Source organism: Polaribacter batillariae, from assembly GCF_017498485.1.
Classification (GTDB): domain Bacteria; phylum Bacteroidota; class Bacteroidia; order Flavobacteriales; family Flavobacteriaceae; genus Polaribacter; species Polaribacter batillariae.
Window position 1 is genome coordinate 3,301,005 of sequence record NZ_CP071795.1, and the last position, 16,037, is coordinate 3,317,041.

The window sequence follows — 16,037 nt, forward strand, 5'->3', positions numbered from 1 at the left end:
TATAATTTATCTTTGTAACGATTAAAATATCTCTAATTTATTTGCGTTATTTGAATATATTTTATGAAAAGAGTTTTACAACTATTGTTATTTGTATTTTTTGTTCCTTTTTCCAACGCACAAACAACCAATTCGGTTTTGTCTTCTGGAAGCTGGTTTAAATTCTCTATAGACACGACTGGGGTTTTTAAAATCGATAAAAATTTACTACAAAGAATTGGTATTTCTACAAACGGTTTAAACCCCAAAAAAATACATATTTATGGTAATGGTGGCAATTTGTTGCCAGAATTAAATAGCGATTTTAGATATGACGATTTGCAAGAAAACGCTATTTTTATCGAAGGCGAAAATGATGGAAGTTTCGATAATAACGATTTTATTCTCTTTTATGCGAAAGGGCCTCATAGTTGGAAGGTAGATACAGCATCTAAAACCGCAAAACATCGTCAAAACATCTATTCAGATAAGGGGTATTACTTTATTACTGTAAACGAAACAGATGGAAAAAGAATTGCAACCAAAGCACCGAATACAAATTCATCAACTTTAACAATTAATACATTCGACGATTTTACTTTTTTAGAAAAAGAAGAATTAAATATACTTGCAGCAGGAACACAATGGTTTTTTAATGATGATTTTAGCATTGAAAATACACAGAAATTTTCTATACCTTTTGCCAATGCAATTACAAATTCGCTAATTTCTATTAGAACTAGAGGAGTTAGTAATTCTGTGGCATCTTCTTCCATGCAAGTAAAAGTAAATGGCGTAGAGCTGTACACCATACCTTACTCAGCCATAAATCCTTCTTCTTTAACCAAAGCTTTAACATCAGAAAGAACAGCGAGCATTAATAATTCTTCAGAATCTATAAATGTTGAAATTACCTACGATAATGGTGGAAACCCTTCAGCAAATACTTATTTAGATTTTATAGAAGTTGTTGGAAAAAAGAATTTAATCGCAAATGGAAATCAATTTTCGTTTAGAAGTTTCGAGCAATTTGATGCATCTGGAACCGTAACTTTCGAGATTCAAAATAAAAATAACATTTTTCAGGTTTGGGATGTTTCCGATTTTATGTCTCCGAAATTAATTGCAAACGAAAGTACAGCAAACAACTTCAGTTTTAAAGATGAAACAAGAACAAGAGATAAAAACAATACAGAGATTTTAAAAGAATATGTGGTTTTAAATCAATCTGATTTTTACATTCCAGAGACTGTGGAAAATTCTAAAGTTAACAATCAAAATTTACATGCATTAAAAGACCTTAATTATATTGTAATTACAAATTCGGAGTTGTTTTCTCAAGCACAAAGATTGGCAGATTACCACCAAAAAAATTCTAACCTTACCACGAAAGTGGTTCTTTTAGATGAAATTTATAACGAATTTGCTTCAGGATCTAAAGATATTACTGGTGTTAGAGATTTTTTAAAACATTTATATGCCAATTCATCCGAAGATGGAAAACTGAAATATGTTTGTTTTTTTGGAGATGCTTCTTACGACTATAAAGATAGAATTTCTGGCAACAATAACATTGTTCCTGTAAAACTATCTGAAAATAGTTTTAATTTGGCAAATTCTTATGTTACCGACGATTATTTTGTGATGCTTGAAGATCATGAAGGCACCATGTTAGCATCACATACATTAGATGTTGCCTCCAGTAGAATACCTGTAAGTACCAATGCACAAGCAAAACAAGTTGTAGATAAAATTCTCTCTTATTATAATAAAACAGCGATAGGCGATTGGCGAAATACAATAACACTTTTAGCAGACGATATAGATGATACTGGAGAAGAAGTAATACAAAGTGGAGTAGAGTCTATTGCAGATGAAATTAAAATAAAAAAGCCAATATTTAATATCAATAAAATATATGCAGACGCTTTTGTGCAAGAAAATTCTTCTGGTGGCGAGCGTTATCCAGAAGTGAATAAAGCCATTACAAATGCTATTGAAAAAGGAACCCTAATTCTCGATTATTTTGGTCATGGAGGAGAAGATGGTTTTGCATCCGAAAGAATTCTAGAAAAAACTCAAATACAACAGTTTAACAATCCAAACACATTGCCTTTATTAATAACAGTTACCTGCGATTTTTCTCGTTTCGATAACCCGAGTAGAATTACTGCAGGCGAACTTACATTGTGGAACAAAAATGGAGGTGCAGCAAGTATGATAACAACTACAAGAGAAGTTCTTATTCCTGTAGGCCAACGTTTTAACGAAGATTTAATTCGAATTTTACTAGAATTTAATAACGAAGATTTAACCATTTCAGAATCTTTAACAAGAGCAAAAAATCAGTTTTTTAACACTCAAAAATTCTTTATTTATTCATTTGGCGATCCTGCCATGAAATTAGCAGTGCCAGAACCCAATGTAAAAATTACTAAAATGAATGGGAAAGATATTTCCCAACCCTTAGATACTTTAAAGGCACTGTCTAAAGTTCGTTTCGAAGGTGTGGTTGTAGATAATGCAGATGTTGTTTTAAATAACTTTAATGGCTCTTTATCGACAACCGTTTTCGATAAACCTTTAGATAAATCGACCTTAGATAACGATGGTTTTGGAGTAACAATGCCATTTGATACACAAGATAGTAAATTATTTAGAGGAAAATCGACCATTACAAACGGCACCTTTAATTTTGAATTTATTGTGCCCAAAGATATTAAAGTAGCCTTTGGAAAAGGAAAACTAAGTTTTTATGCAGAAAATGGAGAAACAGACAAAGCAGGTTTTAATTTTGATGTAGTAGTTGGTGGCATTAACGAGAACGCTCCAGAAGATACAGTTGGTCCAGAAATTCAGTTATTTATGAATGACGAATCTTTTATAGACGGAGGTAATACAAACACATCTCCGAATTTAATTGCAGTATTGTCGGATCCAAGTGGCATAAATACTTCTATTACAGCTGTAGATCACGATATTGTTGGAATTTTAGATGGAGACACCTCTAACCCAATTGTATTAAACGATTTTTACCAAACCGAATTAAACGATTTTACAAAAGGAAAAGTAACCTATAAATTGCGAGATTTGGCAGTAGGTCCACACACTTTAAAAATAAAAGCGTGGGATACATACAATAACTCATCAGAAACAACGTTGAACTTCGTGGTGGTTAGCGATGCCATTTTAAATTTAGAAAACGTTTTAAATTATCCAAACCCTTTTGTAAATTACACCCAGTTTTGGTTCAATCATAACAAACCAAACGAGCCTTTAGAGGTTCAAGTTCAGGTTTTTACTGTTTCTGGAAAATTGATAAAAACAATCAATCGAAATATACAAACAACAGGTAATTTATCGAGAAGTGTTACTTGGAATGGTTTAGACGATTTTGGAAATAAAATAGGAAAAGGAGTTTATGTATATAAATTAAGAGTAAAATCTACAACAAGTAATTTGGTTTCCGAGAAATACGAGAAATTGGTAATACTTCAATAAATAGTAATAATATATAAATAGTATATTTGTAATAATTAACAAGAAAATAATAGATGAAGAAATTAGGAATATGTTTAGTACTTTGTGTTTTAGCGACATTAAAAGTTAACGCTCAAACTACAATCAATACAGATAGAATTGGCGGAATTACAACAGCAGCGCCATTTTTATTAATTATACCAGATGCACGATCAGGAGGTATGGGAGATGTTGGTGTTGCAACAACTGCAGATGCTTTTTCGTTGTTTCACAACGCATCTAAAATGGCTTTTAGCGATAGGCAAATAAAAACTGGAATTACCTATGCACCTTGGTTACGTAATTTAACAGACGATATTTTTGTAGGAAGTGCTTCTTATATTAATAGATTTAGTGAAAACGCTGCTTGGGGTGCAGATTTTAAGTATTTTTCTTTAGGACAAATCGATTTAACAACTGACGATGGTAGGGATAATGGTTCTATAAACCCTAATGAATTAGTAGCAACAGGAGCTTACTCATTAAAATTAAGCGAAACTTTTGCGATGGGAGTTTCTTTAAAATACATTCGTTCTAATTTAGTTTTTAATGGAACCAATGGAAACAATTTACAGCCAATTAATTCTTTTGGAGTAGATGTTTCTGGGTATTACCAATCTACAGAAGAATTTTACGGAAACTTTAACGGGCGTTATCGACTCGGATTTAACATTGCCAACATAGGGCCAAAAGTTTCTTACACTCCTGGAGAAGAAGATTTTATACCAACAAATCTTAAATTAGGAGGAGGTTTCGATTTTATTTTAGACGATTATAATACAATTTCTACAACAGTAGAATTTACAAAACTACTGGTGCCAACAGTACAAGATCCAAATAACGAAAAAGGCTGGGTAGAAGGTATTTTTAGTTCTTTTGGAGATGCTCCAGGAGGTTTTAGCGAAGAGCTAAAAGAAGTTACATACGCATTAGCAGCAGAGTATTTATATAACAATGCATTTGCATTAAGAGCCGGTTATTTTCATGAAAGTGAAGACAAAGGAAACAGGCAATTCTTTACAATGGGTGGAGGTTTTAAAACCAATGCTTTAAATATCGATTTGTCTTATTTAATTAATGCCTCAGATGTAAATAATCCTTTAGAAAATTCACTTCGTTTTTCTTTATCTTTTGATTTAGGAGAAATTTACGAAGATTTTTAAAAGTCATAAAAAAATAGTAAATTTATAAAAGATAAAAAGCAGTCTGCAAAAGGCTGCTTTTTTTGACTGTTTTATTTATGAAAAAAATAGAAATTACTACTCAAGCAATTGTTTTTAAAAATATTTCAGAACTTCCTAAAGAAGACGAAATGTTAATGAGAAAAGCCATAGAGGCAAGAAAAAACGCATACGCACCTTACTCTAAATTTAATGTAGGCGCTGCTTTATTGTTAGAAAATAACAAAATAGTTTTGGGCAACAATCAAGAAAATGCAGCATATCCATCAGGCATGTGTGCAGAAAGAGTTGCCATTTGGAACGCAGGTTCTCGTTTTCCGGATATAAAAATTTTAAAATTGGCCATAACTGCAAGCTCAACAATATCTAAAGTAAACAAACCTGTAGGACCTTGTGGAGCTTGCAGGCAAACATTGTTAGAATTTGAAATCAACCAAAAACAACCTTTCGAAATTTTATTTATGGGCGAAGTTGGCGAAGTTGTAAAAACAGAATCGCTTTTATCTTTGTTGCCTTTTTCTTTTGATAGCGCTTATTTATAATTATGAAACCAGACATTTCCAACAGAAAAGACATTCTATTTATCATTACAAAATTTTACGATAAATTGTTAGCAGACGAAACGATGTTTCCTTTTTTTGAAGACATTGTTGCAGAAAATCATTTAAAAGAACACCTAGAAGTTATTTCCGACTTTTGGAACGACCTACTTTTTTACACTTCTACCTATAAAAACAATACCATGCAAAAACATTTAGATAAAATGCTTTTGTAAAGTTCGAAAAACAACATTTTACAAGTTGGATATCGTATTTATTCGAAACAATAGATGCTTATTTCGAAGGCGAAAATGCCAACAATATGAAAAACCGTGCAAGGTCTATAGCAACAGTAATGGAGCTTAAGATGGGCATCTATAAATAAGAAAACTATTTTACAAGTTTGCACCTTAAAACAAAGACAAATTTGAACATCGGTTTTTAGTTTTCTTTGCATTTTAAAAGACAAACAAAGTTTGTAATTTTAAAGCACAATTTATTCGTAAAAAAAAATAAAATTTATGATTACCTCAAAAATTACAGGAACAGGAACATTTATACCTTCAATAAAAAAAGAAAATAAAGCTTTTTTAAAGGCCGCTTTTTTAAATGAAGATGGTTCTGTTTTTTCTTCTGATAACGACGTAATTATCGATAAGTTTAAAACCATAACAGGTATAGATGAAAGACGTTATGCAAAAGCGACATACAAAACGTCTGATTTGGCATTTTTTGCCGCTCAAAAAGCAATAGAAGATGCCAATATAAATCCAGAAGACCTAAATTATATTATTGTTGCGCATAATTTTGGCGACGTAAAGCAAGGCGCCATCCAAAGCGATATGTTGCCTAGTTTGGCAACAAGAGTAAAGTATAGATTAGGCATTGCAAACCCCAATTGTGTTGCTTACGATATTCTTTTTGGTTGCCCTGGTTGGATAGAAGGAGTTATACAAGCACAAGCATTTATAAAAGCAAAAATGGCAAAAAAGTGTTTGGTAATTGGCGCAGAAACGTTGTCTCGAGTTATAGACAAGCACGATAGAGATTCTATGATTTATAGTGATGGAGCAGGAGCATGCATTTTAGAAGCAACAGAGAATAAAGAATCTGGAATTTTAAGTCATGCCACACAAACCTTTGCAAAAGAAGAAGCTTATTTTTTACATTTTGGAAATTCTTTTAATAAAGAAGAAAACAAAGATGTTCGTTATATAAAAATGTACGGTCGAAAAATATACGAGTTTGCAATTACCAATGTGCCAACTGCAATGAAAATTGCTTTAGATAAAAGTGGTGTTGCTATTGATAAAGTAAAGAAAATATTTATTCATCAAGCAAACGAAAAAATGGACGAAGCGATTGTAAAAAGGTTTTATAGGCTCTACAAAAAGCAACCTCCAAAAGACATTATGCCCATGAGTATTCATAAATTAGGAAATAGTTCTGTAGCCACAGTGCCTACTTTGTTAGATTTGGTTTTAAAAGGAAATATAGAAAACCAAGAAGTCAATAAAGGCGATGTTGTTATTTTGGCGTCTGTCGGCGCAGGAATGAATATCAATGCGATTGTGTACAAATTTTAATTTCGCAAATACGCAAAACTGTAAAGACACAAAGTTGTAAAACTTTTAAAACTCCAGATTTTTCAGACTTTAAATAGACATACAAAAACCTATATTTTCTATGTTCCTATTGTGCTTAAAACAAAAAGAGATTAGATACAGTTTTAGTATTCAGAACCAATCTTCAGCAAAATATTTTTAAATTTTTACACATAAAATAATACCCTAAATGCTAGGCAGAGTCCGTAAAAGTTATTTTCTACCTAAATTTCCTTCAGAAATAAATAGTTTTACCTTAATATTTTACAAAAAAAAGATTTAAAACAAATTTGTTAAAAAATCTAAGAAGTAATATCGTAAATCTAATCTCAATATATTATTTTTGCGCATGCAACAACACAACGTACTTATATTAGATTTCGGTTCGCAATACACTCAATTAATTGCGAGAAGAGTAAGAGAATTAAACATTTACTGTGAAATTCATCCCTATAATAAACCTCCAAAAAATGTTTCAGAATTTAAAGCCATTATTTTATCTGGAAGCCCAAATTCGGTAAGAGGAGAAAATGTTTTACATCCAGATTTATCTAAAATTAGAGGAAAAAAACCAGTATTAGCGGTTTGTTATGGGGCACAATATTTAGCACATTTTTCTGGTGGAAAAGTAGCGCCTTCCAACACAAGAGAATATGGTAGAGCAAATTTATCGTACATAAAAAAAGACGAGGTTTTCTTTGAAAATATTTCTGAAGGAAGCCAGGTTTGGATGAGCCATTCAGATACCATAAAAGAATTGCCTACAAACGGAGTAAGATTGGCAAGTACAAGAGATGTAGAAAACGCAGCTTATAAAATTAAAGGAGAAGAAACCTATGCAATTCAGTTTCATCCAGAAGTGTACCATTCTACAGATGGCAAACAATTGTTAGAAAACTTTTTAGTGAAAATTGCTGGAGTTGCACAAACTTGGACAGCAGACTCTTTTGTAGAAAGTACAGTTGCAGCCATTCAAAAAGAAGTAGGAAACGATAAAGTAGTTTTAGGACTTTCTGGAGGTGTAGATTCTACAGTTGCAGCCGTTTTATTACACAAAGCAATTGGTAAAAACTTGTATTGTATTTTTGTAAATAATGGTTTGCTAAGAAAAAACGAGTTCGAAAGTGTTTTAGCACAATACGAAGGCATGGGGTTAAACGTAAAAGGTGTAGATGCATCTGAGCGATTTTTAACTGCTTTAGCAGGTTTAGTAGATCCAGAAAAGAAAAGAAAAGCGATTGGAAACGCGTTTATCGAAGTTTTCGACGACGAAGCACATCAAATAAAAGATGTAACTTGGCTGGCACAAGGAACCATTTATCCAGATGTTATAGAATCTGTTTCTGTAAATGGAGGCCCATCTGCAACAATTAAAAGCCATCATAATGTAGGAGGCTTACCAGATTTTATGAAATTAAAAGTTGTAGAGCCTTTAAAAATGATATTTAAAGACGAAGTAAGAAGAGTAGGAGCTTCAATGGGCATCGATTCAAACTTATTAGGACGCCATCCTTTTCCAGGACCAGGTTTGGCAATTCGAATTTTAAGCGACATTACTGCCGAAAAAGTTCGTATTTTGCAAGAAGTAGATGCTATTTTTATTAACGGATTAAGAGAAGAAGGTTTGTACGATAGCGTTTGGCAAGCAGGAGCCATGTTATTGCCAGTAAATTCGGTTGGAGTTATGGGAGATGAAAGAACCTACGAAAAAGTGGTTGCTTTAAGAGCTGTAGAAAGTACAGATGGAATGACTGCAGATTGGGTAAATTTACCATACGAGTTTTTACAAAAAACCTCAAATAAGATAATAAATCAAGTAAAAGGCGTTAATAGAGTAGTATATGATATCAGCTCAAAACCACCTGCAACTATAGAATGGGAATAGAACATATGAAACATTTAAAATTTTTTGTTTTTCTGTGCATCTTAACGTTTACTGTTTCTTGCGGTCAACAGAAAAAATACATTCAATATAAAATTAAAAAAGGAGAAACGATTACAGAAATTGCTAAGAAATTAGATATGTCTGCAAGAGATTTGTATCGTTTAAATCCAGATGTAAATAAAAAACCGAAAGAAAATACGGTAATTATTATTCCTAATAAAAAGATGAAAGATCTTAAAAATGGAACGACTAAAAATGAAAATATTACCGAAAAAGATACAAATAAGAACGAGCATAAAAAGGATGAAAATACTGTAAATACAGAGGTAATTACAGATAAAGAAGTTAAAAGAAGTAAATTAATTGAAGAATTAGAAAAAAAATATAAAATCCATGAAGTAAAAAAAGGAGATACTTTTTACAGCTTAACAAGATTTTACGATGTTTCTAAAGAAGATTTAATTGCTTTAAACCCCGAATTGTCTAATGGTTTAAAACTACAACAAATTATTAAAATTAAACCTTTAGAAGAAGTTTTTGATGAAGAAGATTATTTGTATGAAGATAAAATTAAAGAAGACATTTCTATTAAAGCAGCCTTAATGTTGCCTTTTAGAGCAAGCGAATTAGATACATTAACGCAAACTCAAATTTTTGGAAACAGTAAATTAGCAAACATCGTAACCGAGTTTTATATGGGGGCAGAAATTGCTATAGATTCTTTAAGAAAACAAGGTATAAACATTCAATTAGATGTTTTTGATACAGGAGCTAACAGTACTAAGATTAGAAATATTGTAGCAGAAAAAGATTTAGATGATAACGATGTTATTATTGGCCCTTTGTATTCTGAGGAAGCTACGTTTTTAGCAGGGAAAGTAAAAACTCCAATAATTTTTCCTTTTTATTCCAAAAAGCAATCTACATTTACTTCAAAAAGAATCGTAAAAACGTCACCTAATAAAGAGTTATTTAGAGAGAAATTACTAAAATATATCAAAGAAAATTTTCACGATGGAAATATTATTTTGGTAGGCGATGGAAAAGCAACTTCTAATTTTAATACCAATCAAATTCAAAGAGAATTAGCAACACACGATTCTATAAACTCTATAACTGTTATAACTCCTCAAAAAGGTTATATTAAAAGAAGTAAGTTTACAGATGTTTTAAAACCAAATATGAAAAACCTAGTGGTTTTAACTACAGACGATAACGTAATTGTGGCAAGTGCTATTAACAGTTTAATTAGCTTGCCAGAAGATGTAACTGTTCAAGTTTTTACCTTCGATAAGGTAAGTGCTTTTAATAAAATAGACAATTTTAAACTTGCAAAAATAGGTTTTACCTATGTAAGTGACGAGTTTGTTAGAGAAGATTCTTTTAAGTCTAAAAACTTTTACAACAAGTATTTGCAAAAAAATGGCGTTTTACCATCTTATTATGCAACTCGAGGTTTTGATGTTACTTACGATGTTTTAATACGTTTGGCATCCGGAAAAAGTTTAAAATCTACTTTTGATGATGGCTATTCTTACAGAGTAGAAAGCAAGTTCGATTATACAAGCAAAATGTTTAAGACCTCAGAAAACAAAGGGTTGTTTATTGTTAAATACAATCCAGATTTAACTTTAACAAGAGTAGATTAATAAGATAAAAGGCAAATAATACCAATTTAATCGAAAAGAATTCCTCGAAAATAGTTGATTCAAAAAAATCGTTATCAGACATAAAAAAGCTTCATTATTTCTAATGAAGCTTTTAGAGCGAAAGACCAGGTTCGAACTGGCGACATTCAGCTTGGAAGGCTGACGCTCTACCAACTGAGCTACTTTCGCATGGTAAAGAGTTGCAAATATAAAATCATTTTTTAGTTCTGCAATGTTTTTTTTATTAAAAAATGCTAAAATAAACTCATTTTTCAAATGTATTTTATACTAAATTAGTTAGGTGTAAATTTTATAATTTTTTTTATTTTAGAATGTAAGGAATCTACAAATTAGCTACTAAAATAACTACGTATCTTATCAAACTGAAAAATAGAATTATATTATGAAAACATCCACTTTTTTATTACTGCTTTTTACGGTTACTTTTTCGATACATTCTCAAAATAGAGAAGTAAAAATTGCTTCAGAAAAAATTACCGAGAATATTTACATGTTAAAAGGACAAGGTGGAAACATAGGACTTTTTGTAGGAGAAGATGCTGTTTTTATGATCGACGATCAATTTGCACCTTTAACACCTAAAATCTTAAACGCAATTAAAAAAATTACAAGCCAACCTGTGCAGTATTTGGTAAACTCTCATTGGCATGGAGACCATACAGGAGGAAATAAAAATATGCAAAAAGAAGGGGCTATAATTGTGGCACACGATAATGTAAGAAAAAGAATGAGTACAGATACTACTATAAGAGGAAGAATAAAAAAAGCATCGCCAAAAGAAGCGCTACCAATCATTACGTTTTCAGATAATTTAATGTTGCACATAAATAACGACGATGTTTTAGTTTCTCATGTACACAATGCGCATACAGATGGAGATGCCATTATTTATTTTACAGCCAATAATGTGGTTCATATGGGAGATACCTATTTTCAAGGAAAATTTCCTTACATAGATTTAAACTCTGGAGGAAACGTAAATGGATTTATTGCAGCTGCAGAAAAAGTAATTTTATTGGCAGACAATCACACCAAAATAATTCCTGGACATGGAAACCTTTCTAACAGAGAAGAATTAATTGCTTATAAAAATATGTTGGTCGATTTAAGAGAGAAAATACAATTAGAAATCGACAAAGGAAAAACGTTAGAAGAAGTAAAAGCAAATAACGAAATTACTAAAAAATACAGTGCTTTTAGTGGATGGATTAACGAAGAAAAAATTAGAGTTGCTATTTATTCGAGTCTGGTAACAAAATAAAGTACCCTGCCATTACAATAATTTATAAGTTAAATTTAACATTAATAGAAAGTTGGTTTTCTTATTTTTGATTAACTTTGTAGTGTATTATGAAAATAGTTTTCCATAAAATATTAGCTGTTTTAATGTCGTTTGTAGTGTTGTTTTCTACAACTTCATTTGCTATCACAAAACATTTTTGTGGAGATACTCTTGTAGATACTTCCGTTTTTAGTGAAGCCTCTTCTTGTGGTATGGAAAGTCAAAAAGTAATTTCAAAAACCACTTCTAGTTGTTCAACCATTAAAAAAGATTGTTGTAAAAACGAACAACAATTAATTAATGGTCAAGATGAAATCATACAATTGCAAGTTGATAAAATTTCTCTAAATCAACAGTTATTTGTAGCTTCATTTATTTACACTTACATTCATCTTTTTAAAGGTTTAGATAGCAATACAACTTCTTATTCAGCTTACAAACCACCACTCGTCATTAAAGAAATTTTTAAGATTGACGAGACTTACTTAATTTGATTTTTTTAAACAATAGACTGTAATATCCTATGACTATAATGTTATAAGGGTAACTTGTTGTATTCGGTGTTTTTCTCACACCAATGTCTAACTGTTTAATCATCAAAACTAATGCTAAATAAAAGCATCAAATTTTTAATAGAAAATAAACTCGTAGCAGTTTTGCTACTCTTACTTTTTGTGGGTTGGGGAACCGCAAATGCTCCTTTCAATTGGGAAACTCCATTTTTACCTAACAACCCTGTTGCTGTAGATGCCATTCCAGATATTGGCGAAAATCAACAGATTGTATTTACAAAATGGGAGGGACGTTCGCCACAAGATATAGAAGATCAAATAACCTATCCTTTAACAACTTCTTTATTAGGAATTCCAGGAGTAAAAACAATTAGAAGTTCTTCTATGTTTGGCTTTTCGAGTATCTACATTATTTTCGAAGAAGATATCGAGTTTTACTGGAGTAGAAGTAGAATTTTAGAAAAACTAAATTCATTACCTAACAACTTATTACCAGAAGGTGTAAACCCTTCTTTGGGCCAGATGCCACAGGGTTAGGACAAATTTTTTGGTACACTTTAGAGGGGCGTGACGAAAAAGGAAATGTAACAGGTGGTTGGGACTTACAAGAATTGCGTAGCATACAAGATTACTATGTAAAATACGGTTTATCATCTGCAAGTGGTGTTTCTGAAGTGGCTTCTATTGGAGGTTACGTTCAGGAGTATCAAATAGATGTAAATCCAGAATTAATGCGACAATACAATATTGGTTTACAGCAAGTTGTAAAAGCGGTTAAAAGTAGCAATCAAGATATTGGAGCACAAACTTTAGAAATTAATCAGGCAGAATATTTAGTACGTGGATTAGGCTATTTAAAATCGATCGAAGATATAGAAAACGCTGTGGTTACTTCCGAAGACTTTACAGCCATTAAAATAAAAGACATTGCTAAAGTTTCGTTAGGACCAGCAACAAGAAGAGGAATTTTAGATAAAGAAGGCGCAGAAGTAGTTGGGGGAGTTGTAGTTGCAAGATATGGTGCAAACCCTATGGAAGTTATTACCAATGTAAAAAACCAAATCGAAGAATTAAAAGGAGGTTTGCCCACTAAAGTTTTGGCAGACGGAAGAACTTCTCAATTAACAATTGTTCCTTTTTACGATAGAACAGAACTAATTCAAGAAACCTTAGGAACGCTAAATGAAGCATTAACGTTAGAAATTCTTATTACTATTTTGGTAATTATTGTAATGGTTTTTAACCTTCGAGCTTCTATTTTAATATCGGGCTTATTACCTGTTGCTGTTTTAATGGTTTTTATTACGATGAAACTGTTTCATGTCGATGCAAATATTGTGGCACTTTCGGGAATTGCAATCGCGATAGGAACCATGGTAGATGTTGGTGTAATTCTTGCCGAAAATATGATTCGTCATTTAGATGATAAAAAACTACAAATACGTAAAGATGTTACAAAATACACTACAAACGAGATTATTTACAATGCAACTTCCGAAGTTTCTGGAGCCATTTTAACAGCCGTTTTAACAACAATTATTAGTTTTGTACCTGTATTTACAATGATTGGTGCAGAGGGCAAACTATTTAGACCTTTGGCGTTTACCAAAACAATGGCCTTGTCTGCATCTTTGGTTATTGCTTTGTTTTTAATACCACCATTTGCGGCATATTTATTTAGAAAAACAACCCTTAAAAAAACATTTAAATACATTATAAATGGAGCTTTAATAGTTGCTGGTGTTGTAATTGTAAGTAGTGGTTATTGGTTAGGAATTGTTTTAATCGCTTTTGGCATTAATGGTGTATTTGCAGCTTTAGGAAAGTTAAATAAGAAAAATAGCAACCTTATTAATATTATAATCTCTTGTGTAGCCATTATATTTTTGCTTGCAGAATATTGGAGACCACTAGGTTTTAACAGAAGTATTTTTATCAATTTAATTTTTGTAGCCATTATTTGTTTCGGAATTTTAGGAATATTTTCCGTTTTTAGAAGGTATTATTCGCAAATTTTAAAATGGGCTTTAGCGAATAAAATATTGTTTTTAATGATTCCTACAGCAGTTCTTATTTCTGGAGGTTGGATTTTAAACAACACCGGAAAAGAATTTATGCCATCTTTAAATGAAGGTTCTTTTTTACTAATGCCAACCTCGTTACCACACTCTGGCGTTGCAGAAAACAAACGTGTTTTACAACAATTAGATATGGCAGTTGCAACCATTCCAGAAATTGAAACTGTGGTTGGAAAAGCAGGGAGAACAGAATCTGCTTTAGATCCTGCGCCTTTATCGATGTACGAAAACATCATTCAGTACAAACCAGAATATATGCGCAATTCAGAAGGAAAAAGACAGCGTTACAAAGTAAATGATAACGGATTGTTCGAATTGAAAGATGGTAGTTTTATCGCAAATCCAAACAATTCAGAAAATGCCACCATAAGTACAATCGAAAGGTCTCAATTAATTGAAGACGATAATGGCGAGTATTACCGCAATTGGCGACCAGAAATTAATTCTCCAAACGATATTTGGAACGAAATTGTAAAAGTTACCAAATTACCAGGCGTTACTTCTGCCCCAAAATTACAGCCGATAGAAACCAGGTTGGTAATGTTGCAAACAGGAATGCGTGCGCCTATGGGAATAAAAGTAAAAGGGCAAGATTTAAAACAAATCGAAGCTTTTGGTTTGCAATTAGAAAACTATTTAAAACAAGTAGAAGGTGTTAAAGTAGAAGCTGTTTTTGCAGATAGAATTGTAGGCAAACCGTATTTATTAATAGATATCGATAGAGAAAAAATAGCGCGTTACGGTATTTCTGTTGAAGATGTACAAAATGTTTTAAAAGTCGCAGTTGGTGGCATGCAATTATCGCAAACGGTAGAAGGAAGAGAACGTTATGGAATTCGAGTGCGTTACCCAAGAGAATTGCGTAACAACCCAGAATCGATAAAAGACATTTACATTCCTGTTGAAAAAGGAAACCCTGTTCCTTTGGCTGAATTGGCAACGATAAGATACGAGCAAGGACCACAAGTTATAAAAAGTGAAGATACTTTTTTAGTTGGTTATGTTCTGTTTGATAAATTAGATGGTTTTGCAGAAGTCGATGTTGTTGAAAATGCACAAGCTTTATTTCAACAAAAAATAGATTCTGGAGAATTAACAGTTCCCAAAGGAATTAGCTATAAGTTTACAGGAACCTATGAGAATCAATTAAGAGCAGAAAAAACGTTGTCTGTTGTAATTCCATTAGCATTGGCTATTATTTTCTTGATTTTGTATTTTCAGTTCAAATCAGTAGCAACTTCATTAATGGTTTTTACAGGAATTGCAGTAGCATTTGCAGGAGGTTTTATTATGATTTGGTTGTATGGCCAAGATTGGTTTTTCAATTTTAACTTCTTTGGAGAAAATATGAGAGATTTATTCAACATAAAAACCATTAATTTAAGTGTGGCAGTTTGGGTTGGTTTTATAGCGTTATTTGGCATTGCAACAGACGATGGTGTAGTAATGGCAACCTATTTAACACAAACCTTTAATCGCGATAAACCTGTTGATAAAGAAGGGGTTAGAATTTCTGCTTTGCAAGCTGCCGAAAAACGTATTCGCCCTTGTTTAATGACCACAGTCACCACCATTTTGGCATTGTTGCCCGTTTTAACATCCACAGGAAAAGGAAGTGATATTATGATTCCGATGGCAATTCCCATTTTTGGAGGTATGGTTATAGACATTACGTCGTACTTTATTGTGCCGGTTTTATATAGTTGGAGAGAAGAATTTCTTTTAAAAAGAATAGAAAAAAAAGGGCATAAAAAAGAAAATCAAGAACCAAGACAAATTGTAAATTAA

General features: G+C 31.9%; 9 protein-coding genes, 1 tRNA gene and 1 pseudogene. 10 read left to right on the forward strand and 1 reads right to left on the reverse strand.

The genetic code is table 11. The features are described 5' to 3' along the window. The first annotated feature begins 63 nt into the window (after positions 1-63). The 7 genes from porU to JL193_RS14645 all read left to right on the forward strand — a co-directional run bounded on the left by porU (position 64) and on the right by JL193_RS14645 (position 10,356). The gene (gene porU / locus JL193_RS14615; RefSeq protein WP_207971490.1) at positions 64-3,480 is read left to right on the forward strand and encodes a type IX secretion system sortase PorU; all 3,417 of its coding nucleotides are present in this window, start codon (positions 64-66) and stop codon (positions 3,478-3,480) included. 53 nt (positions 3,481-3,533) lie between these two features. After that, positions 3,534-4,661, forward strand: a complete 1,128-nt coding sequence (gene porV / locus JL193_RS14620) for a type IX secretion system outer membrane channel protein PorV (protein WP_207971491.1) — start codon at positions 3,534-3,536, stop codon at positions 4,659-4,661. A 77-nt stretch (positions 4,662-4,738) separates the two neighbouring features. After that, positions 4,739-5,221, forward strand: a complete 483-nt coding sequence (cdd, locus tag JL193_RS14625) for a cytidine deaminase (protein ID WP_207971492.1) — start codon at positions 4,739-4,741, stop codon at positions 5,219-5,221. Positions 5,222-5,223: 2 nt separating this feature from the next. Next, complete coding sequence (locus JL193_RS14630; RefSeq protein ID WP_207971493.1) at positions 5,224-5,454, forward strand: group III truncated hemoglobin; 231 nt, start codon at positions 5,224-5,226, stop codon at positions 5,452-5,454. Between the two features lie 285 nt (positions 5,455-5,739). Then, the gene (locus tag JL193_RS14635; protein ID WP_207971494.1) at positions 5,740-6,804 is read left to right on the forward strand and encodes a 3-oxoacyl-ACP synthase III family protein; all 1,065 of its coding nucleotides are present in this window, start codon (positions 5,740-5,742) and stop codon (positions 6,802-6,804) included. Positions 6,805-7,171: 367 nt separating this feature from the next. Continuing rightward, the gene (guaA, locus tag JL193_RS14640) at positions 7,172-8,707 is read left to right on the forward strand and encodes a glutamine-hydrolyzing GMP synthase (RefSeq protein ID WP_207971495.1); all 1,536 of its coding nucleotides are present in this window, start codon (positions 7,172-7,174) and stop codon (positions 8,705-8,707) included. Between the two features lie 5 nt (positions 8,708-8,712). Beyond that, positions 8,713-10,356, forward strand: a complete 1,644-nt coding sequence (locus JL193_RS14645; RefSeq protein ID WP_243456766.1) for a PBP1 and LysM peptidoglycan-binding domain-containing protein — start codon at positions 8,713-8,715, stop codon at positions 10,354-10,356. 116 nt (positions 10,357-10,472) lie between these two features. On the opposite strand, the gene JL193_RS14650 is transcribed toward JL193_RS14645, so the two are convergent. Continuing rightward, positions 10,473-10,545: transfer RNA gene (locus tag JL193_RS14650), tRNA-Gly, on the reverse strand. Positions 10,546-10,759: 214 nt separating this feature from the next. Between JL193_RS14650 and JL193_RS14655 the strand changes: the two genes are divergently transcribed. The 3 genes and pseudogenes from JL193_RS14655 (at position 10,760) to JL193_RS14665 (ending at position 16,037) form a co-directional block, all read left to right on the forward strand. Continuing rightward, a complete protein-coding gene (locus JL193_RS14655) occupies positions 10,760-11,638 on the forward strand; it encodes an MBL fold metallo-hydrolase (RefSeq protein WP_207971497.1) in 879 nt (292 codons plus the stop codon). A gap of 89 nt (positions 11,639-11,727) precedes the next feature. Further along, the gene (locus JL193_RS14660; protein WP_243456767.1) at positions 11,728-12,153 is read left to right on the forward strand and encodes an HYC_CC_PP family protein; all 426 of its coding nucleotides are present in this window, start codon (positions 11,728-11,730) and stop codon (positions 12,151-12,153) included. A 111-nt stretch (positions 12,154-12,264) separates the two neighbouring features. After that, positions 12,265-16,037 (forward strand): annotated as a pseudogene (locus JL193_RS14665) (efflux RND transporter permease subunit).

Coding starts and splice junctions, on each gene's coding strand:
- porU (WP_207971490.1), top strand. CDS start 64: ATGAAAAGAGTTTTACAACTATTGTTATTTGTATTTTTTGTTCCTTTT.
- porV (WP_207971491.1), top strand. CDS start 3,534: ATGAAGAAATTAGGAATATGTTTAGTACTTTGTGTTTTAGCGACATTA.
- cdd (WP_207971492.1), top strand. CDS start 4,739: ATGAAAAAAATAGAAATTACTACTCAAGCAATTGTTTTTAAAAATATT.
- JL193_RS14630 (WP_207971493.1), top strand. CDS start 5,224: ATGAAACCAGACATTTCCAACAGAAAAGACATTCTATTTATCATTACA.
- JL193_RS14635 (WP_207971494.1), top strand. CDS start 5,740: ATGATTACCTCAAAAATTACAGGAACAGGAACATTTATACCTTCAATA.
- guaA (WP_207971495.1), top strand. CDS start 7,172: ATGCAACAACACAACGTACTTATATTAGATTTCGGTTCGCAATACACT.
- JL193_RS14645 (WP_243456766.1), top strand. CDS start 8,713: ATGAAACATTTAAAATTTTTTGTTTTTCTGTGCATCTTAACGTTTACT.
- JL193_RS14655 (WP_207971497.1), top strand. CDS start 10,760: ATGAAAACATCCACTTTTTTATTACTGCTTTTTACGGTTACTTTTTCG.
- JL193_RS14660 (WP_243456767.1), top strand. CDS start 11,728: ATGAAAATAGTTTTCCATAAAATATTAGCTGTTTTAATGTCGTTTGTA.